Source organism: Cyanobium sp. ATX 6A2, assembly GCF_024346355.1.
Lineage (GTDB): Bacteria > Cyanobacteriota > Cyanobacteriia > PCC-6307 > Cyanobiaceae > NIES-981.
Window position 1 is genome coordinate 1 of the sequence record NZ_JAGQCU010000021.1, and the last position, 16,398, is coordinate 16,398.

The following is a 16,398-nucleotide window of genomic DNA, read 5'->3' on the forward strand; positions in this document are numbered from 1 at the left end:
GCTTCTTGGCGGTGGCCTGCTCGTAGTCACCGAATCCGAGCTGCTTGCTGCCCATCATCCCAGTGCGTACCAGCGATTGCAGAGGTATTTTCGCGCGGATGGCGCGGGTTTTCCAGAGCCTCCCTAATAGAGGAATAAAAGACATTCTTCTCTGGGGTAAGCAATGACTGCAACATCTGGCGAATTACGTTTCTGGGTAGACATGGCCCTTGAATGTGTGCGCCGTGACCACACGCCATCAATTAGCGCCGGAGATCAGCGCGGACCATTTTTGACAGCGCGTGCGCTCGGGCTAGCGCTTGCCGCAATTCATGATGCGAAAATGATTGCGCAAGGCACCCCTGTTGCGGTGCTGGTCTCGGGCCCGCCCGTACCGCTGGGCCTCCCCGGTCTTGCCGGTAACTCGGTTATTGTCGCGGCGGCCGCTGCAGGCTTCCAGACGTTGCTGCTCCGCTATCCCCGCCAAACCGGCTTGCTCAACACTGCGTGGACCGAATGGCTGCAGTTGTTCAATCTCGGTGCAATAGGCAGCGTCGCCGAAGCCGCCGGCCGTGCCTACGGTCTTGGCGTCCACGGCCTTGGCTTGCTCGATCTTTATCACGGCCGTCGCGGTGCCTATAGCCCTTCTTCGCCGCCTGAACCCTATCAGCATACCGCTCCTCCCAATGAACCTGGGCAGGGCTATGCCGGCGGCGCCTGGGGAGAAGAAGTTACGCCATTGGTGGCGCCCCGCCCGGCCTTTCCGCCGCCGCCGGGCCGGATTTCGCCCACTGTTGTCGATGATACCCAGCATTACAGAGACGATTTCGCCAAAGTCGCCGACCTTGGCTTCGACGATCGCAGCCGTGGACGCACTGCCGAACAGGAATTAATCGGAATTTATTGGGGCTATGACGGCCCGCCCGAACTGGGGACACCGCCGCGGCTCTACATGCAGGTCGTGCTCGGCATTCTTGATGATATCGACGCGCGGCGTCTTAACGCCCTGTCGGTCGATGAAGAGCTCGCCGTTGTCGCTGCGTGTGCTGTCGCGATGGCCGATGCCGGCATCCATGCCTGGTTCTACAAATATTCGCCCGATCACATGATGTGGCGGCCAATCGTCGGCATCCGCAGTGCGGAGCCAGGCAACGGCACCGCTGAGCCGGGGTGGTTCCCGCTGGGTCGTCCCGATACCAACCAGTCCGGCACCAATCCGTCTCAGATTCGCCTGGCCGGCACCGGTCTTACTCCGGATTTCCCAGCCTATCCTTCTGGCCATGCAACCTTCGGTGCGGCCGCTTTCCATGTCTTGCGGCTGTTCCTCGTTGAGAAGAAGCAGGCGACATTTCGTCCCAACGGCACCGACAATATCGATTTCGACTTTGTCTCGGATGAATACAATGGCCGTAACATCGACCCACGTCCCAATGACTCTGGCGGCAAGGATCCGCGCCCACTGGTGACGCGCCGCTATGCCAGTCTCTGGAAGGCAATTGTAGACAACTCAATTAGCAGGGTCTATATCGGTGTGCATTGGGAATTTGACGGCATCACCAAGCGCAATAGCGCCGACAATGGTGATGAATTTGGCGTTCCATTGAGCCCCAGCGAGTTAGGCCATACTGGAGGAGTCTGGCTGGGTGGCCAGATTGCCAATGTAGTGGCGGCGGGGATTGGAGTGTCCGCGCCGACGATTACCGCTGGTCGGATGTAGGCGCGTTTCGTCCCCGGCGAAGTTGCCGGGGACCACGCTGTCCTCCCGGTGACTGAGGTGGTCTGGTTTTCTTCACAGGCCCACCTTGAACCTTTGAGGCAGGGTATCGCCCAGGGTCTATTAAAAGTCACTGGCCAAGGTCAACGCGACAAGCTTATGCAGATCGCCAACGACTACGAGAAGGAGGTGTTTAACGGCGATGTGGGCACGGTGGAGACGATCGATGCCGATGCCAGCGAACTCACCGTGCGTTATCCCTCCTCAGAAGCCGGCGGCTGTGATGGCCGAGAGGTGACCTACGGCTGGGGGGAACTCGACAACCTGGTGCCGGCCTACGCCTGCACCATCCACAAGAGCCAGGGCAGCGAATACCCCGCCGTGGTGATCCCCCTGCTCACCCAGCACTACGCCATGCTGCAGCGCAACCTGGTGTACACCGGCATCACCAGAGGCAAGCAGCTGGTGGTGCTGGTGGTGCTGGTGGGGCAGAAGAAGGCCTTGGCGATGGCGGTGAAGAACCACCTGGGCCGTAGGCGCTACACCAAGCTGGCGGAATGGCTGGGACCATCTTGAGATCCGTCTGCCGGGATGACTCAGATGGTCATCAGTCAGCCAAAGCCGCGATCGCAGCAAGCGTCTGCAGCAAGTCCGGTAGTCGTTGCTGGCTGGCTTGATCACCTGGGAGGAAGGCAGGAAGTGCCTCGATGAAAGCGGGCGCCGCCAACAGGACTTGGAAGTGTGCCGCAAGCGCGTTCCGCAGCTCAGGGGTGCTCATCCGACACTCCTCCAGCAGCGACTCGCGACCGTCGACGACCGCCATCAGATCCTCCAGATCGTGGCTGAAGAGGAACGCTCCCTGACCACGACCGTAGAAGGCCTCCAGCTTGGTCGCCAGGAACGCCGGTGCGGTCACCATCCGGATCGAGCGGCCGCTCGGCAACCTCTGAAGCTGGGCGGACTCCACGGCCAGGGGATACCAGCGGTTGGAGAACCCGAGGATGTTGCCTTGGGCGGGCATCAGGTCGAGGATGATCTCCTCGATGCACCAGCGGCAAAGGGGTGCACCGGGCCGTGTGTCCTCCTGGAACCCCCGTGCCCGCAGCTGCATCTCCAGCTGGTAGTAGTCGACCCTGGCGATCACACGACAGATCACATCCACGTCCTGTGTGGGCCGAATGTCCGGCATTGCCGGATCCGTGATCAACAGGCCAGCCACCGCCCCGCCGACAAACACCAGTTGATCAAGCAGGGCCTCTCCCAGATGCTCAGCCGCCCGCTCGAGCAGGGCGACATTGGGATCGTTGGGGTTCATGGCTGCAGCCGCTCCTCCAGCAGGGCCACGGCGAGAGCCTGTTCACGGGCACTGCCGCCGCGCACCGCATCGAACAGGGCCAGCAGCTCGCCCAGTGGCGGGTTGCGCGCCGCCGCCTCAGGGACACTCGGGTAGAGCGGGTAGAAGGCGAGGCCACGGGTCGTGCCGTTCTTCCACGGCCAGACCGGCGGCGGATCCTTGCCCGGCCGGATCTGCTTGTTTAGTGGGGAGGCTGCATATCCGGTTGGAACACCCCGGGTGAGACCGCCCTGGCTGGCCGGGAAGCAGTAGCGGGCACCGTGCTGGAGGAACTGCAGCAGCGCCGTACGGATCACCTGCGGCTTGCCATCGCTGGTCTTGGTAGCCAGCCTGGCCGCCACTGCCCGCTCCACAGCTGCATGGGCCTCAGATGCCGTGATGCCAATCTCAGTGCCGAGTGCGGCGTAGCTCGGAGCAGGCTCGAATGGAAGCGCCAGCCGCAGCAGCACCACCAGATCCTGGGGGCGCAGAACGGGTTGGGGGTTAGAAGGGAAGCGGGCCAACGCAATGCCTTGTTCGCTATTTGCGAATAGCGAATCTTAGCTGCTTGGTGTGCGTTCGGCCGGGCACGAGGGGTGCCGAAAGCTCAGTGTTGAAGTTGGAAAGGCTCGGTGGTGACGGGCAGCCTGGGCCTGGAGCTCGCTGCCAGCGAGGAGGCAGCCATCCGAACGATCGAGACCCGCTCAGGCCCACCATTTCCACCAGCGTCTGCTGGCACCTGCAGGTTCAACCATGGCATTCACAGCCACAACCGGCGTGGCAGGGCTCACCGTTGGGGTGCCCCTTGGCGCAGACCTCGCTGCAGAACAGCAGGGTGACGTTACGGAACGGGCTGTCCGCCTGCACCGTGCAGTGGCAGCCCGGGCAGGCGCACTGCAGCGTGGCGGGTTTCTCCAGGGTCGTGGTCATGGCCTCTCCTTGCTCAATGCCGCTACCAACAGACTGGTACCGGGCTGTCACAACTTCTTATCGACACAGCAGTTTGATCAAGCCTTCAGCGAAGCGGCCCCGGTCGACGTTCACCACTTCCCTGCCATGCAATAGGTCCTGCATCAAGATCAGATGCACCATGGAACCGATGAACACCCGGGCACTGACCTCAGGATCTGCCTCCGGCAGGAAGCCACTGGTCGCGAACAGACGGACCACCTGGGGAAAGGCGTATTGCTCCAACTGACCCACGAAGGTGCGGGCCAGCTGGGGAAAGCGCTCTGATTCGCCTACCACCAGCCGAAAGAACGCCAGGAAGTCGGTTTGGCCTTCGCATGGCTCCAGGCAGCGGTGAGCCAGTTCGGCCAGCGCCTGGCGCGGATCGCCAGGCAAGGCAGCTGCCTCGCCTGGCCCGAACAACTGAGCCACTCTTTCCCCCACCATCTGGTGGGTCAGGCACTGGAACAGGGTCTCCTTGTCGGTGAAGTGGCTATAGACAGTGGCCTTCGAGACACCCGCTGCCGCCGCCACTCGGTCCATGGTGGTGGCGGCATAGCCATTGCGCAGGAACTCGGCCCGGGAGCCGGCCAGGACCGCCTCCCTTTTTTCGGCCGACAACTGCCGAGCAGCCGGCTTGGCTGGCTCTTCGGCTGCTCGCGACGGATCGGCCATGGGTGGGGCTGTTGGCTGCTCTGAGGTCGGCTCACTCCTGGGAATCACCGTCACCGTTTCGACTGTCCCTCCATCCTTCCTGGTCGTTTCACCTGGGTTCGACCCAAGCCGTGGCCAAGCCTACTGGCCCAAACCAGACTAGACGGTTTAGTATTGAGTTCAGTTGGATTCGGCTCCGTGCAGATTCCCTCGCTGCCCTTCAAGCTCCCCGCCAAGCCGCGCCCCAACGCCATTTCCCTGCTCTTGGCTGCGGGGGTAGCAGCAGGCGCTGTGGTTGTGATGCGATCGCTACAGGAGCGGCCAGCACCAGTCCCGGCCCCTTCCGCCCAGGCTCCCCTGCCCACCGTCACAGCGCTTGGCCGCCTGGCTCCCATCGGCGAGGTGCGCACCATCGCGGCCCCCTCCAGCACCACCGGCCAGCAGACCATTCTCCGCCTGCTGGTTGAGGAAGGGGATGCCGTGCGCCAGGGCCAGGTGCTGGCGGTTCTCGACGGCCAGCCCCGTTTGCAAGCGGCCGTGGAACGGGCCGATGCGCAGGTGCAACTGGCTCGCAACCGCCTGTCGATCGCCCGGGCAGACCACCGCAGTGGTCTCGCTGGCCAGTTGGCCAAGGTGCAGTCGCTGCAGGCCCAGTTGCGCACGGCCGAATCCGAGCGCCTGCGTTACCAGAGCCTGTACATCAGCGGGGCCCTTTCGGCCTCCGACCGCGAGGCCAAGAACCTGACCCGTGACACTGTGGCCGCGTCCCTGCGGGACGCAGAAGCCCAGCTCACCCGCCAGCGGGCCGCTGAGGGGGGCAACAGTCTTGATGTGGAGTCTGCCGAGCGCTCCCTGGTGGAGGCGGAGGCGGCCCGGCAGGCCGCCCTGGCCGAACGTGACCAAAGCCTGGTGCGCTCGCCGATTGCAGGCCAGGTGCTCAGTGTCCAGAGCCGCGCCGGCGAGGTGCCTGGTTCTGCCGGCATTGTCGAAATCGGCCAGACCGACCGCATGCAGGTGATCGCCGAGGTGTATCAGAGCGATCTACCTCGGGTGCGCGTGGGCCAACCGGTGCGGATCACCAGCGCAGCTTTGCTGACCCCCCTGGAGGGCCAGGTTGGCCTTGTGGGCGCGATCGTGCGCCGGCAGTCGGTGATCAACACCGATCCCACCGCCAACACCGACAGCCGCGTCGTGGAAATCAGAGCCCCCCTGAACGCTGCCAGCAGTAAGCGTGCCGCCGGCCTCTCCAACCTGCAGGTGCGGACGGTGATCGGCCCATGAGGACGCCCCTTGGCTGGTTGCAGTTGCGACACGATCGGGGCCGATTCGTGGTGGCCATCGCCGGCATCGCCTTCGCGGATCTGCTGATGTTCATGCAACTGGGCTTCCAGTCGGCCCTCTACGACAGCAACACCCGCCTCAGTCGCGCCTTCCGAGGTGATGTGGTGCTGGTCAGCCCCAAGGCGCTCAACCTCCAGAACCTCTCCACCTTTCCAAGGCGTCGCTTGCTCCAGGCCATGGACGTGCCTGGAGTGAAGGACGCCCACGGCCTTTACCTCAACAACCTCACCTGGCGGAATCCACAGACTCTTCGCAATTCGACGGTGCAGGTGCTGGGGTTTGACCCCGACGCCGCCGTGCTGGATTTGCCGGAGGTGAACGCCCAGGCCGGCAAGCTCAAGGAGCCCGACACCGTGCTGTTCGATCGCGGCTCCCGCGGCCAGTACGCCCGCATGATCCAGCGCGTCGACAATGGCGAGCGGGTGACGGCAGAGGCAGAACGGCGCACCATCTCCATCGGTGGCCTGTTTCGCCTTGGGGCCTCCTTCGGGGCCGACGGCACCTTGATGGCGGGCGACCAGACCTTCTTTCGCATGTTCCCCCGCCGGGATCCTGGTGGCGTCAGCCTGGGGCTGCTCACGCTGGCCCCCGGCGCCGACCCCGCTCAGGTGGTGGCTGAGCTGAGCCGTCATCTTGGCGACGACGTCAAGGTGCTTGCCAAGGCCGACTATCTCACGTTTGAGGAGGACTACTGGCGGGTGGCCAGCCCGGTGGGGTTCATCTTCGGGCTGGGGACGGCCATGGCCTTCATGGTGGGAGTGGTGATCGTGTATCAAGTGCTCTCCACTGATGTGAACGCCCACATCCGCGAGTACGCCACCTTCAAGGCGATGGGCTTCCGCAACCGCTACTTGCTGGCCGTGGTGTTCGAGCAGGCCCTGATTCTGGCTGCATTCGGTTTCCTTCCCGGTGCCGTGATGCCTCTGGGGCTCTATGCCCTCGCCGCGAAGGCCACCAGCTTGCCGATCGCGATGACGGCGTCCAGGGCACTGTTGGTGTTCGTGCTCACCCTGGCCATGTGCATGGCCTCCGGGGCGATTGCCACCCGACGGCTGCAGGAGGCCAACCCCGCAGATCTGTTCTGATCCGTTCTCCCGCCAGCAATGACCGCCGCGATCTCAATACAGCATCTCAACCACCACTTCGGCACAGGCGATCTCCGCCGCCAGGTGCTGTTCGACCTTGACCTGGAGGTGGAGGCTGGCGAGATCGTGCTGCTCACCGGCAACTCAGGCTCGGGCAAGACCACCCTGCTCACCCTGATCGGTGGTCTGCGATCGGCCCAGAGCGGCAGTCTGCGGGTGCTGGATCGAGAGCTGGTGGGCTCCAAAGATCGCGCTCTCACCATGGCCCGCCGGGAGCATGGCTACATCTTCCAGGCCCACAACCTGCACGGCAGCCTGACGGCCTTGCAAAACGTCCGTATGGCCCTGGAGATGCGTGGCACGAATGATGCTGGCGAGATGGACCGTCGCGCGACTGCGATCCTCACCACCGTCGGCTTGGGTGACCACCTCCATTCCTTCCCCGACCAGCTCTCTGGCGGCCAGAAGCAGCGGGTGGCCGTGGCTCGTGCCTTGGTGGGTAACCCACCATTGGTGCTAGCGGACGAGCCCACCGCCGCCCTCGACAGCCGCTCCGGTCGGGATGTCGTCACCTTGATGCAACGCTTGGCCCGGGAGCAAGGCTGCACCATCCTGCTGGTCACCCACGACAACAGAATTCTCGACATCGCTGATCGCACCCTGTCGATGGAGGACGGTCGTCTGCTCTGAGCTTTTCAGCGCAAGGCGAGAGACGAGGAGAAGGATCACTTACGCCGCAGTGTCGCCGAGGTCATCACCCGGGATGGCCGCAACGCTGGATTGGAACTTGCCCACCAGGGCCACGCCTTTGTGTATCGCCAGTACCTCGAGTGCTGTGATGCTGCGGCCTATCTGGATCGGGAGAAACAAGCAGAACGTTCCCGGCTTGGGGTCTGGAAACCACCTGGTGGAATTCAGCGCCCATGGGGCTGGCGGGCTGCGCGGAGGGGCGGCAGCAAGAGCACTGGAACACCACAGCGTCGACCTGCGAGCTTGAGGATCATCAACCCTGATTCCGGCTCTGGTGGGGCATCAGGTGCAGGGCGCCGGTGGAGATGCGCGGAGGTTGGTTCGTGGCAGCGCGCCCAGCAACTGCTACGGGAAGGTCACACCTACCTCGATGGGAACAGGGATGCTGAGGCCTGCGAAAGCCTGCGGTGATAGCCCAGGTGACCCCCTTCAGGCCATGGCAAAGCGGTGCCGCTGAACATGTGGCAACCACCCTCCATTGACCGATCCAGTCTATGCACTAGGTTGTGGACAGTGCGATTGACAGCCATGCTCACCGGTCCCGAACTGCTTGCCAAGGTCAAGGAACTCAGCGACTCCAGCAAGTCCGAATTGGTGCGCGAGTGCGGCTACGTGAGCACCAAGAAGGACGGCAGCGATCGGTTGAACTTCACCGCCTTCTATGAAGCCCTGCTGGAAGCCAAGGGCGTCAGCCTCGGTGAACCGGGCCAGGGTCGGGGCAAGGGCGGGCGCAAGCTCAGCTATGAGACCAAGGTGCAGTTCAACGGCAACCTGCTGGTGGGCAAGGCCTACACCGCCCAGCTGGGCCTCCAGCCCGGCGATGAGTTCGAGATCAAGCTGGGCAAGAAGCAGATCAAGCTGATGCCCATTGGCGCACCTGACGAGGACGAGTGAACGACATCAGGATTCCCCTGCTCGGCCCAGGGAGCCAGCCGGCCGGTATCTCGATGCTTGTTCACTCCGGCGGCAGCGATGGCAGCACACCAGCTGCCTCCAGCTCCTTGGTGAACCCGAAGGCCGTGCGCTCCTCGATTCGGTCGGTGTAGAGCACGCCGTCGAGGTGGTCGCATTCGTGCTGCACCACACGGGCATGGAAGCCATCAACCGAGCGGTCGATCTGGTTGCCCTCGCTGTCGACGCCCTGGTAACGGATCTGCTCCCAGCGCGGCACCAGCCCCCGCATCCCCGGGACGCTCAGGCACCCCTCCCAGGCGCTGCTGCGCTCGGGGCTGAGCGGTGTGATGCGCGGGTTGATCAGCACGGTCTCCGGGATTGGGGGCGCCGCCGGAGCGGTGCAACAATGAAGCTCTCGCGAAACAGAAACCTTGCCTTCATCTCTCGCAAAGCCCATGCCTGATCTGCATCGCCAGCTCGGCCAGGCGCGCGAGATCTTTGGCCGCTTCCTGCGCAACTGGCGCAAGGCCAACGGCTGGGTGATCACCACCCCCCAGGACTGGGCCCGCGCCTGCCCGGAGATCATTCCGCCGGGGCTGCGGGTCTCCAGCGGCCAGTGGGCGAATCTGGAGAACGCCCAGATCAAGCAGGCCCAGCCCAGCACCTTTCTGCAGCTGGCGGCCCTCAACCAGGCCCTGGCCAGCACCAACCGCGGCCGCCTCAGCGATGCCCTGCTCAAGGAGCGGGTGGCCAGCGGCCAGCCGATCTGCCGCCCCGATGGCAGCCCCTGGGGCCCTGAGGACTGGTTCGCCTGCTACATCGGCAATCTCCAGGGCCCATCTGAGCTCTGGCCTAAGGAGGGCGACGAGCAGGCGCCGCTGCAGCTGGGGCCGCTCAAGGCCCACTACCTGGCGCTGGTGGAGGCCCATGGCCTGCGGCCGATCACGGCCCTGGTGCAGCTGCTGAGCTGCGGCAAGGACCTGGGCACCGAGCAGCAGCTGGAGATCGAGGGGGCCCTGCTGCAGGACGAGGCGATCCGCCCGGAAACCCTGCCGGCCCTGCAGACGCTCTTGGAGACCTGGGAGGCGAACCTCACGGGCGCACCTGAGCGGAGCAGCCGGCGGCGGCGGAAGTGATGCAGCTTCCGCATGGGGAGTATTTATGGGCTCGCGAGAGGATTACCTTGAGGTGATCTCGGGCCAGCGGAAGGGGAATGCTGAGCCTGTTCACCCACTTCTCAGGTATGGCCACCACCCGCGATGACGACCACGCAGGCGTCGCGGCACTGAACGATCTGTTTCGCTGCCAGGCCGCTCTCAACACCGCACTGGGCCGCTGGCAGGCCCAGTGGAGCCGGCCCATTCCCATCCAGCCCGTCACCTTGCAGGAGGTGGGATTGGCGGTGAGTTTCTCGCGCTCCGGCGAGGGTCTCTACAGCGCCACCCTGCTGCATGAGCAGGGCGCGAGCCTGGAATCGGGCTGCTGCAGTTCCGCCCTGGAGACCTACTGGCTGGTGCTGGGGATGGTCCGTCCTGAGTGCCTGTGGATCCGATGAAGCTCAGCGAGTACCACGCCCATCCCGCCTGGTCGCCCACCACGCTCAAGGCGGCCGTCACCGGCACGATGCGCGCCTGGTGGCATCGCTTTGGGCCCGAGGCCACACCCTTTGAGCCCAGCCCCGACATGGTCAAGGGGGATCTGGTCGATGCCCGGCTCACGCCGCCGTTCTGTTGGCGAGCGGTTTGCGGTGTTCAGCACCATCGCCCGCAACACCAAGGCCGGTGCCGCCAACTGCGCCGCGGCCCGGGCTGCCGGCCTGACGCCGGTGAACCAGGAGATGGTCGATCAGGCGCAAGCCGTTGCCGATGCCCTGCGCCGCGATCCGGTGATCGGTGAGGTGCTGGCCGCCATGGATGAGCGCTACTCCCAGCAGCCCCATTTCTGGAGCGATGGGGCCGGGCGGCCCTGCCGCTGTCTGCCGGATGTGGTGACCAGCGATGGGTGCCTGTTTGACCTCAAGAAGACGCGCACGGCCGTGCCCCGCCGCTTCTACTGGCAGGCGAAGGATCTGGCCTACGACCTGCAGCTCGCCCACCTGGCCCTGGGCCATGCCGATCGCAGCGGCGCCATGCCCACTGAGGCGGGGTTCATCGCCTTTGAGTGGGAGGAGCCCCACGACTGCGCCCTGCTGGTTGTGGAGCCGAGCGACCTCGAGGTGGGGCTGGAGCGGCGGGAGGAGGCGTTCCGCCGGATTGCGGAGTGCCAGATGAGCGGCGCGTGGCCCAGCCACGGCCGCCAGCCGTTCCGCCATTTGCCTGCAGTCTCTCGCACTCCCGAGAGCGAGGCGATTGATCCGGAGTCGATCGCCCTGTTCTGAGGCCTCTTGCCCCCACCACACAACGGAACCACCACCCGCCCATGACCAGTCCACCCCCCAGCTCCAGCCCCAGCACCAGCGCCCTGGCCCGGACCACGCCGGCGTCACTGTCAGCACCGGCGCCACCGGTCGACATCAGCAGCGGCGTCTTCTCCGGCATCGCCGCCTTTGAAGCCGCCCAGCGCATGGCCCAGTCCCTCTGCACCAGCTCCATGGTCCCCACCGAGTACCGCGGCCAGCAGGGCCTCTCCAATTCGCTGATCGCCCTGGAGATCGCGGCCCGCATGGGCCTCTCGCCGCTGGTGGTGATGCAGAACATGACGCCGATCCACGGCAGGCCCACCTGGTCGAGCTCGTTTCTGATCGCCACCGTCAATGCCAGCGGGCGGTTCACGCCGCTGCGCTTTGTCTTTGACGACAAGGCCAACCCCAGCAGCTGCTACGCGGTGGCCAGCGACAAGGCCAGCGGCGAGGTGCTGGAGGGCGAGACGATCAGCATCGCGATGGCCAAGCGCGAGGGCTGGTGGAGCCGCCCGGATCGCAACGGCAAGGAGACCAGCAAGTGGCAGTCGATGACCGGCCAGATGCTGCGCTACCGCGCCGCCGCCTTCTGGGTGAAGGTCTACTGCCCTGAGATCAGCCTGGGGCTGATGACCCAGGACGAGGCCGCCGACGTGCAGGCCGTCGTGGTTGACGCGGTGCAGCCGGCCCCGGCCCCAGCACCAGCGCCAGGCCCGGGCGCTGCGGCGGTGCCGACGCCCCTGCCTGCCAGGCAGCCCGCGCAGCAACCCGCCGCCGCGGCCACCAAACCTGACCACGACGGCACACCCCAGGCCACAGCTGCTCCAGCGGCACCCGTTGCCCGCCGCAGTTCAAAGCGATCGGCCGCAGCACAGAAGCAGAGTCAGCCCGCCGCCGAAACAGACCACGACGGGCTGCAGCCACCTGAAGCAGGCCAGTCGCAGGGGACGTCTCCGCAGCCGGCCAGCCCGGAGGGGCCAGCCGCTCCCGGCCCTGGCGAGAGCACACACCAGCCCGAGCTGCCGACGGGCCCAACACCGCAGCCCGGTGCTGGCGCGTCAGAACCCTCGGAACCCTCCAGCACCCAGCAGCCGTCCAGCGCGGAGCTGCTCAGCACAGCCCAGCAGGAGATCCCCAGACTCGCCAGCGCCGCCGCCCTGGACAACGCCCACCAGCGCGTCAATCGCCTGCTGGCCGAGGGCCAGCTCAGCGATGAGGCCGCCGAGCGGCTCTGGTCTCTGATTGATCGGCGCCGGCAGCAGCTCCAGGCCAGCGGCGTGGAGGGCCAGCCATGAGCACCAGCGATGGCGTCCCTCTGCCGAGCGCCGCGGCCGGCGCCGGCTTTGGCCCTCACCAGATCTGGTGTGACGGGGAGGTGCTCTACCGGGTGGAGACCAGCCCCACCTGCCGTACGCACTGCCGGCTGGTGCCGCTCAACGGTGCACGCACGGCTCCGCTGCAGCGGCACTGGTCCCACACCGCCGGTCTGCGGCGGGTGCGGTGATGGAGCACCTTCCGGCCAGACCGCGGCCGCTGCGCCTGCCGCTGGGGCGTCACAAGAAATGCGTGGCGCTGCACACCGACACCTACCTGCAGCTGCGGGCCTTTGCCCAGCAGCACGACCTCAGCTGGAGCGGCGCCATCCATGAGCTGCTGCGCACCCATCCCGCCATCGGGCTCCCGTCGCTGCTGCAGGCCCGCCAGGCCGCTGCAGCCCGCACCTCTGCACTCGAACCATGAGCATCAACACCATCACCCTGGTCGGCCGCGCCGGCCGGGATCCCGAAACCCGCTTTTTTGAGAGCGGTTCGGTGGTCACCAACCTCTCGCTGGCGGTGAACCGCCCCAGCCGGGAGGAGGAGCCGGACTGGTTCAACCTCGAGATCTGGGGCAAGCAGGCCCAGGTGGCAGCCGACTACGTGCGCAAGGGCTCGCTGATCGGGGTGATCGGCCGCATGACCAGCGAGCAGTGGACCGACCGCAACACCGGCGAGCGGCGCAGCAAGCCCGTGGTGAAGGTGGATCGCCTGGCCCTGCTGGGCAGCCGGGCGGACAGTGCGACGGCTCCACCAGTCGAGGGCCAGACCACAGCCCAGGCAGTAGCTCCTGCCGGCACCCCGATCAGCGACGAGGAGGTGCCGTTCTGATGGCCACCCGATCTCCCCGCAGCGGCATCGGCGCCAGGGGGCGTCGCCCCGAGCTGCCGGCCTTCTGCCGCACCCGCCGCAGCACCACCTTGGTGAGCATCACCAGCCTGCGCGAGCTGCAACGGCTGCTGCTGCTGGTGCTGCTGTTCCAGCTCAGCACCCTGCTGCTGGTGATCACAGGCCTCGGGCCTGGGGTTTGAGCCATGGGAGCTGAAGTGGCTGACCTGAAGGCCGTGATGGCAGAGCTGAGCATTCAGCTCAACCGGCTGTCGGCACAACTGACCCTGCTGACTGCTCGGCAGGCCCCTCCCCAGCAGACCAGCCCCTGGCTGCCGCTGGCGGAGGCCGCGGAGTTGCTCCACTTCTCCTCCGCCCGGGCCCTGAAGAGCAGGATCCTGCGCGGGGCCTTCCCACCGGATTGCTACCGGCAGGTGCCGTCGCCCTCCGGCAAGCGGCATGCCTATCTGGTGAATGTGGAGCGCTACCTCAAATCTCTGCGCTGAAGGCCACTGGCAGGCGTATGGGAAGGCGGCGCTGTTTCATGACCTATCAACCTGAAACTCCATGCACCGACTTGCGAAGGTGGGAACTTGACGACTCAACGCCTGGAGCAGCACGACAGCTGTGCGTGCGGGGTTCCGTTGCCGCGCGGCCATCGTCTTCAGGCAGTCGTTGATGGTGATCGGGTCCAGATCGAGCATGTTGCACAGGAACTGATCGGGGTTGACCGCCTCAACTCCCAGGGGTTGCAAAACCGCCTGCGGGAAATGCCGCAAATTCAGGGTGACGATGACCTCCGCCTTGGCGGCGATGGCTGCGGCCAGCACATGGCGATCGCCCGGATCGCACTCAAGTTGGTCCGCCAGGCCTGCAGGTGGTTCGACCACCGCCTCCGGGAAGGCTCGTTCCATGGCCGCACAGAACCGCGCAGCTTGCTCGGTGGTGGTGCGCCCGTCAGCGAGGAGATTTCGGACCGTGTCCTGAAGGATCTGCTGCGACCAGTGGACCCGATAGAGGTGCCGATGGGCAGCCTCGAGCAACACATCCCTCAGCTCATAGGGGTAGAGAACGCAGCTGTCGAGGAGAACGGGGAAGACAGCAGGCTCCAGCCAGAGGCTCACACGGCCTCCACCTGCATGTCCTGCCCCAGCTGACTGAGCTCATCCAGGGCGGAGCGCCGGTGTTGCTGACGCTGCTCACGCAGCTGCAGGACATCCTGAATACGCAACCGTCGGTGACTGCCCACCATCACCACCGGTACAGCGTTCTGGTCCAGCAGCCGGTAGAGGTAAGGCCGAGAGATGTTGAGGATCTGGGCAGCCTGCTGGGTCGTCAGCAGGGCGTCATGGGGAACCACCGTCACCGCCTCACCCCGTTTGAGGTTGTCCAGCAGGGCACGCATCAGTCCGTAGAGCGCAGCAGGCACCAGATGCTCTTCTCCATGGGGGCCGACCAGGCGGGCTTCACCGGCTTGGAAGAGGGCCAGCAACTCCTCCAGTTGCTCCGGCGACATGGAATCTGGGGTGATGGTCCCGGGCAGCACAGGCATCGCAACCATCGCAACCACCTCCCGATCCACTGACGAACGTAATAAGCGTAACCAGCGCGGTCCCGGCTGGCTCGAACAGCCCTGCGCCCCCGGTCCAGGCAGAGGCCCTGCATCAAGGTGCTGCGCTGAGTTCCGACTGGAGCGCTGCCATCTCATGGGCGTCGAACCAGCGCTGGTAGATGCTGCTGTGCACCGCCAGGCTGTGGCCCATCGACTTGGCCGCCAGGGACGGGGAGATCCTGGGGTTGTGGATCGCCCGTACCGCCCAGGCATGGCGCAGGTCGTAGGGCTGCATGCCCGCCTGCACGCGACGGAACAGCCGACCCATGGCCATCCCCGCGGCCCTGTGACCGCGTTCGGGGTGCATGGTTCTGGGCAGGCGCCGGTCGGTGAGGTTCCAGCGCTGCAGCCATTCCGCCGGCATGGCCAGGGATTGCCGGGCACCGGTCTTGCCGTCGCTGATCCGCAGCAGTCCGGAGGGTTGCACCTCGGCGTGCAGCAGTGCCTCATGGGGCCGGCAGCCATAGGTGGCGACGACCGCGACGGGCCACTGCCACTCGGGGGCGAGGTCATCGATGAGTTGCTCGATCTGGCGATCACTGGGCAGGTCGCGGGGTGAGGCCTTGCGGGCCGAATAGCCCTTGCCGCGCTGCCTCAGGTCCGCGATCAGTTCGTCTCCCCAGCCCAGGGCCTCGGCCATGGTGGCTGCAGCACGGCTCGCCCGAAGCCGGGTTCTGCTGCCAGCTGCGCAGGCATCGACCAACGCGAGAAGGTGGGCGGGTTGCAGGTCCTGAATGGCCCTAAGGCCTGAGAGGGGCTGGCGGTAGTCGACATCCCAGGAGACCTCCGCTGAGCGTCCCCGGGTGCGTTTGCCTTCCCACCACTGCCGCGTCAGAGACAGCGCGCTGATGCCGGAGACGCGATCCCTGGTCGCTTGTCGGCTCGATGGCCCGCGCCCGCGTCCCAGCCGCTCCCATGGCCCCCAGTCGAAGGGTTCGATCTCCAGGCGAGCACGCTCCAGAGCGCGGCCGAGGGTCTCGGCAAGCTCCACGCCCTCTGTGGCGCGTGCCGGGTACTCCAGCCCGGTGGAGATCCGCTGCTGCTGCCAAGGGGTGTCGGCTGGCTCGCCTGGCTTGGGCGGCATGGAGGCGCGCAGGCGCAGGCGAGAGCCGGCCAGCTCCAGGGAGACAGCAAGGCCGCGCAGCTTGAGGGCGGCGTTCTGGCGGCGGAGCCAGGGGTCGGCGGAGGCAGGCACCCGTTTTGCCTAGTGATTTGCCTAATGGTGGCTGTTTCGGGCTTTTTTGCCTAATTCGTTTGCCTAGTGGCGGGTCCCCTTTGGGCTGTTGGCCGGGCCTGGTCTGGGAGCTCAGAACCCAGTTGTAGCAGGGGTTTCAGGGAACGGAGGGGGTGGGATTCGAACCCACGGACCCTTGCGGGTCGCCGGTTTTCAAGACCGGAGCCATCAACCACTCGACCACCCCTCCAGGTGGGGCCGCGGCACCAGGGAGGGAGACGCGGTAGTCGAATTTTCCCATGACCCCAGCGGCGGTCGGTGACACTTTCACCGCCAGGGCCGCCCCTCAGTGCCCCTCCAGCACGACAGGGA

23 protein-coding genes, 1 tRNA gene and 1 pseudogene are annotated in these 16,398 nt (G+C 65.7%); 16 read left to right on the plus strand and 9 right to left on the minus strand.

The window, feature by feature from the left end; all coding sequences use genetic code 11:
• The first annotated feature begins 163 nt into the window (after positions 1-163).
• Together KBY96_RS14305 and KBY96_RS14310 are read left to right on the plus strand one after the other, a co-directional pair.
• A complete protein-coding gene (locus KBY96_RS14305) occupies positions 164-1,696 on the plus strand; it encodes a vanadium-dependent haloperoxidase (protein ID WP_254980203.1) in 1,533 nt (510 codons plus the stop codon).
• A gap of 57 nt (positions 1,697-1,753) precedes the next feature.
• A complete protein-coding gene (locus KBY96_RS14310; RefSeq protein WP_396122334.1) occupies positions 1,754-2,269 on the plus strand; it encodes an ATP-dependent RecD-like DNA helicase in 516 nt (171 codons plus the stop codon).
• Between the two features lie 31 nt (positions 2,270-2,300).
• Here the strand turns inward: KBY96_RS14310 and KBY96_RS14315 are convergent, their stop codons facing one another.
• The 4 genes from KBY96_RS14315 to KBY96_RS16450 form a co-directional block, all read right to left on the minus strand.
• Positions 2,301-3,008, minus strand: coding sequence for a hypothetical protein (locus KBY96_RS14315; RefSeq protein WP_254980205.1), 708 nt, complete (start codon positions 3,006-3,008; stop codon positions 2,301-2,303).
• Positions 3,005-3,550 carry a hypothetical protein gene (locus tag KBY96_RS14320; RefSeq protein WP_254980206.1) on the minus strand — a complete coding sequence of 182 codons (546 nt, stop codon included), beginning with the start codon at positions 3,548-3,550 and terminating at the stop codon, positions 3,005-3,007. Before KBY96_RS14320 ends, KBY96_RS14315 begins: the two co-directional genes overlap by 4 nt.
• A 223-nt stretch (positions 3,551-3,773) precedes the next feature.
• Positions 3,774-3,956, minus strand: coding sequence for a metallothionein (locus tag KBY96_RS14325; protein WP_254980207.1), 183 nt, complete (start codon positions 3,954-3,956; stop codon positions 3,774-3,776).
• Positions 3,957-4,013: 57 nt separating this feature from the next.
• Positions 4,014-4,649, minus strand: coding sequence for a TetR/AcrR family transcriptional regulator (locus KBY96_RS16450; protein WP_315859502.1), 636 nt, complete (start codon positions 4,647-4,649; stop codon positions 4,014-4,016).
• A gap of 279 nt (positions 4,650-4,928) precedes the next feature.
• Between KBY96_RS16450 and KBY96_RS14340 the strand changes: the two genes are divergently transcribed.
• The 5 genes and pseudogenes from KBY96_RS14340 to KBY96_RS14360 all read left to right on the plus strand — a co-directional run bounded on the left by KBY96_RS14340 (position 4,929) and on the right by KBY96_RS14360 (position 8,698).
• A complete protein-coding gene (locus tag KBY96_RS14340) occupies positions 4,929-5,909 on the plus strand; it encodes an HlyD family efflux transporter periplasmic adaptor subunit (RefSeq protein ID WP_254980208.1) in 981 nt (326 codons plus the stop codon).
• Positions 5,906-7,054 (plus strand): ABC transporter permease DevC, encoded by a 1,149-nt coding sequence (gene devC, locus KBY96_RS14345; RefSeq protein ID WP_254980209.1) that lies wholly within the window; start codon positions 5,906-5,908, stop codon positions 7,052-7,054. The genes KBY96_RS14340 and devC overlap by 4 nt, the downstream gene beginning before the upstream one ends.
• An 18-nt stretch (positions 7,055-7,072) precedes the next feature.
• Positions 7,073-7,744 carry an ATP-binding cassette domain-containing protein gene (locus tag KBY96_RS14350; protein ID WP_254980210.1) on the plus strand — a complete coding sequence of 224 codons (672 nt, stop codon included), beginning with the start codon at positions 7,073-7,075 and terminating at the stop codon, positions 7,742-7,744.
• Between the two features lie 30 nt (positions 7,745-7,774).
• A pseudogene (locus tag KBY96_RS14355) lies at positions 7,775-8,215 on the plus strand (thermonuclease family protein); the annotation flags it as partial.
• A 117-nt stretch (positions 8,216-8,332) separates the two neighbouring features.
• Entirely contained in the window at positions 8,333-8,698 is a 366-nt protein-coding gene (locus KBY96_RS14360; RefSeq protein ID WP_254980211.1) for an AbrB family transcriptional regulator, read from the plus strand.
• Between the two features lie 61 nt (positions 8,699-8,759).
• Here the strand turns inward: KBY96_RS14360 and KBY96_RS14365 are convergent, their stop codons facing one another.
• On the minus strand, positions 8,760-9,065 hold the full coding sequence (locus KBY96_RS14365) for a peptide deformylase (RefSeq protein ID WP_254980212.1): 306 nt from the start codon (positions 9,063-9,065) through the stop codon (positions 8,760-8,762).
• An 88-nt stretch (positions 9,066-9,153) separates the two neighbouring features.
• On the opposite strand from KBY96_RS14365, the gene KBY96_RS14370 reads away from it, so the two are divergent.
• From KBY96_RS14370 to KBY96_RS14410, 9 genes are all read left to right on the plus strand, one after another.
• A complete protein-coding gene (locus KBY96_RS14370) occupies positions 9,154-9,834 on the plus strand; it encodes a hypothetical protein (protein ID WP_254980213.1) in 681 nt (226 codons plus the stop codon).
• 77 nt (positions 9,835-9,911) lie between these two features.
• Positions 9,912-10,253, plus strand: a complete 342-nt coding sequence (locus tag KBY96_RS14375) for a hypothetical protein (RefSeq protein ID WP_254980214.1) — start codon at positions 9,912-9,914, stop codon at positions 10,251-10,253.
• A gap of 150 nt (positions 10,254-10,403) precedes the next feature.
• Positions 10,404-11,075, plus strand: coding sequence for a PD-(D/E)XK nuclease-like domain-containing protein (locus KBY96_RS14380; RefSeq protein ID WP_254980215.1), 672 nt, complete (start codon positions 10,404-10,406; stop codon positions 11,073-11,075).
• Positions 11,076-11,116: 41 nt separating this feature from the next.
• On the plus strand, positions 11,117-12,391 hold the full coding sequence (locus KBY96_RS14385; protein ID WP_254980259.1) for a hypothetical protein: 1,275 nt from the start codon (positions 11,117-11,119) through the stop codon (positions 12,389-12,391).
• Complete coding sequence (locus KBY96_RS14390; protein ID WP_254980216.1) at positions 12,388-12,600, plus strand: hypothetical protein; 213 nt, start codon at positions 12,388-12,390, stop codon at positions 12,598-12,600. The genes KBY96_RS14385 and KBY96_RS14390 overlap by 4 nt, the downstream gene beginning before the upstream one ends.
• Positions 12,600-12,836 (plus strand): hypothetical protein, encoded by a 237-nt coding sequence (locus tag KBY96_RS14395; RefSeq protein WP_254980217.1) that lies wholly within the window; start codon positions 12,600-12,602, stop codon positions 12,834-12,836. Before KBY96_RS14390 ends, KBY96_RS14395 begins: the two co-directional genes overlap by 1 nt.
• Complete coding sequence (locus tag KBY96_RS14400; RefSeq protein WP_254980218.1) at positions 12,833-13,243, plus strand: single-stranded DNA-binding protein; 411 nt, start codon at positions 12,833-12,835, stop codon at positions 13,241-13,243. The genes KBY96_RS14395 and KBY96_RS14400 overlap by 4 nt, the downstream gene beginning before the upstream one ends.
• Positions 13,243-13,443, plus strand: coding sequence for a hypothetical protein (locus tag KBY96_RS14405; protein WP_254980219.1), 201 nt, complete (start codon positions 13,243-13,245; stop codon positions 13,441-13,443). The genes KBY96_RS14400 and KBY96_RS14405 overlap by 1 nt, the downstream gene beginning before the upstream one ends.
• Before the next feature lie 3 nt (positions 13,444-13,446).
• Positions 13,447-13,746 carry a hypothetical protein gene (locus KBY96_RS14410; protein ID WP_254980220.1) on the plus strand — a complete coding sequence of 100 codons (300 nt, stop codon included), beginning with the start codon at positions 13,447-13,449 and terminating at the stop codon, positions 13,744-13,746.
• Positions 13,747-13,782: 36 nt separating this feature from the next.
• Here KBY96_RS14410 and KBY96_RS14415 read toward each other — a convergent pair whose 3' ends face one another.
• From KBY96_RS14415 to KBY96_RS14430, 4 genes are all read right to left on the minus strand, one after another.
• Positions 13,783-14,364 (minus strand): PIN domain-containing protein, encoded by a 582-nt coding sequence (locus tag KBY96_RS14415; protein WP_254980221.1) that lies wholly within the window; start codon positions 14,362-14,364, stop codon positions 13,783-13,785.
• Entirely contained in the window at positions 14,361-14,756 is a 396-nt protein-coding gene (locus KBY96_RS14420; protein WP_254980222.1) for an excisionase family DNA-binding protein, read from the minus strand. Before KBY96_RS14420 ends, KBY96_RS14415 begins: the two co-directional genes overlap by 4 nt.
• A 148-nt stretch (positions 14,757-14,904) precedes the next feature.
• On the minus strand, positions 14,905-16,047 hold the full coding sequence (locus KBY96_RS14425; protein ID WP_254980223.1) for an integrase: 1,143 nt from the start codon (positions 16,045-16,047) through the stop codon (positions 14,905-14,907).
• A gap of 144 nt (positions 16,048-16,191) precedes the next feature.
• A tRNA-Ser gene (locus KBY96_RS14430) sits at positions 16,192-16,276 on the minus strand.
• Between the last annotated feature and the right edge of the window lie 122 nt (positions 16,277-16,398).

What these genes read in the sequence shown, in the direction of transcription:
- KBY96_RS14400 (WP_254980218.1), top strand. Translation starts at nt 12,833, where the DNA reads ATGAGCATCAACACCATCACCCTGGTCGGCCGCGCCGGCCGGGATCCC.
- KBY96_RS14305 (WP_254980203.1), top strand. Translation starts at nt 164, where the DNA reads ATGACTGCAACATCTGGCGAATTACGTTTCTGGGTAGACATGGCCCTT.
- KBY96_RS14420 (WP_254980222.1), bottom strand. Translation starts at nt 14,756, where the DNA reads ATGTCGCCGGAGCAACTGGAGGAGTTGCTGGCCCTCTTCCAAGCCGGT.
- KBY96_RS14340 (WP_254980208.1), top strand. Translation starts at nt 4,929, where the DNA reads ATGCGATCGCTACAGGAGCGGCCAGCACCAGTCCCGGCCCCTTCCGCC.
- KBY96_RS14375 (WP_254980214.1), top strand. Translation starts at nt 9,912, where the DNA reads ATGCTGAGCCTGTTCACCCACTTCTCAGGTATGGCCACCACCCGCGAT.
- KBY96_RS14350 (WP_254980210.1), top strand. Translation starts at nt 7,073, where the DNA reads ATGACCGCCGCGATCTCAATACAGCATCTCAACCACCACTTCGGCACA.
- KBY96_RS14360 (WP_254980211.1), top strand. Translation starts at nt 8,333, where the DNA reads ATGCTCACCGGTCCCGAACTGCTTGCCAAGGTCAAGGAACTCAGCGAC.
- KBY96_RS14385 (WP_254980259.1), top strand. Translation starts at nt 11,117, where the DNA reads ATGACCAGTCCACCCCCCAGCTCCAGCCCCAGCACCAGCGCCCTGGCC.
- KBY96_RS14405 (WP_254980219.1), top strand. Translation starts at nt 13,243, where the DNA reads ATGGCCACCCGATCTCCCCGCAGCGGCATCGGCGCCAGGGGGCGTCGC.
- KBY96_RS14390 (WP_254980216.1), top strand. Translation starts at nt 12,388, where the DNA reads ATGAGCACCAGCGATGGCGTCCCTCTGCCGAGCGCCGCGGCCGGCGCC.
- KBY96_RS14380 (WP_254980215.1), top strand. Translation starts at nt 10,404, where the DNA reads ATGCCCGGCTCACGCCGCCGTTCTGTTGGCGAGCGGTTTGCGGTGTTC.
- KBY96_RS16450 (WP_315859502.1), bottom strand. Translation starts at nt 4,649, where the DNA reads ATGGCCGATCCGTCGCGAGCAGCCGAAGAGCCAGCCAAGCCGGCTGCT.
- KBY96_RS14325 (WP_254980207.1), bottom strand. Translation starts at nt 3,956, where the DNA reads ATGACCACGACCCTGGAGAAACCCGCCACGCTGCAGTGCGCCTGCCCG.
- KBY96_RS14315 (WP_254980205.1), bottom strand. Translation starts at nt 3,008, where the DNA reads ATGAACCCCAACGATCCCAATGTCGCCCTGCTCGAGCGGGCGGCTGAG.
- KBY96_RS14410 (WP_254980220.1), top strand. Translation starts at nt 13,447, where the DNA reads ATGGGAGCTGAAGTGGCTGACCTGAAGGCCGTGATGGCAGAGCTGAGC.
- KBY96_RS14395 (WP_254980217.1), top strand. Translation starts at nt 12,600, where the DNA reads ATGGAGCACCTTCCGGCCAGACCGCGGCCGCTGCGCCTGCCGCTGGGG.
- KBY96_RS14370 (WP_254980213.1), top strand. Translation starts at nt 9,154, where the DNA reads ATGCCTGATCTGCATCGCCAGCTCGGCCAGGCGCGCGAGATCTTTGGC.
- devC (WP_254980209.1), top strand. Translation starts at nt 5,906, where the DNA reads ATGAGGACGCCCCTTGGCTGGTTGCAGTTGCGACACGATCGGGGCCGA.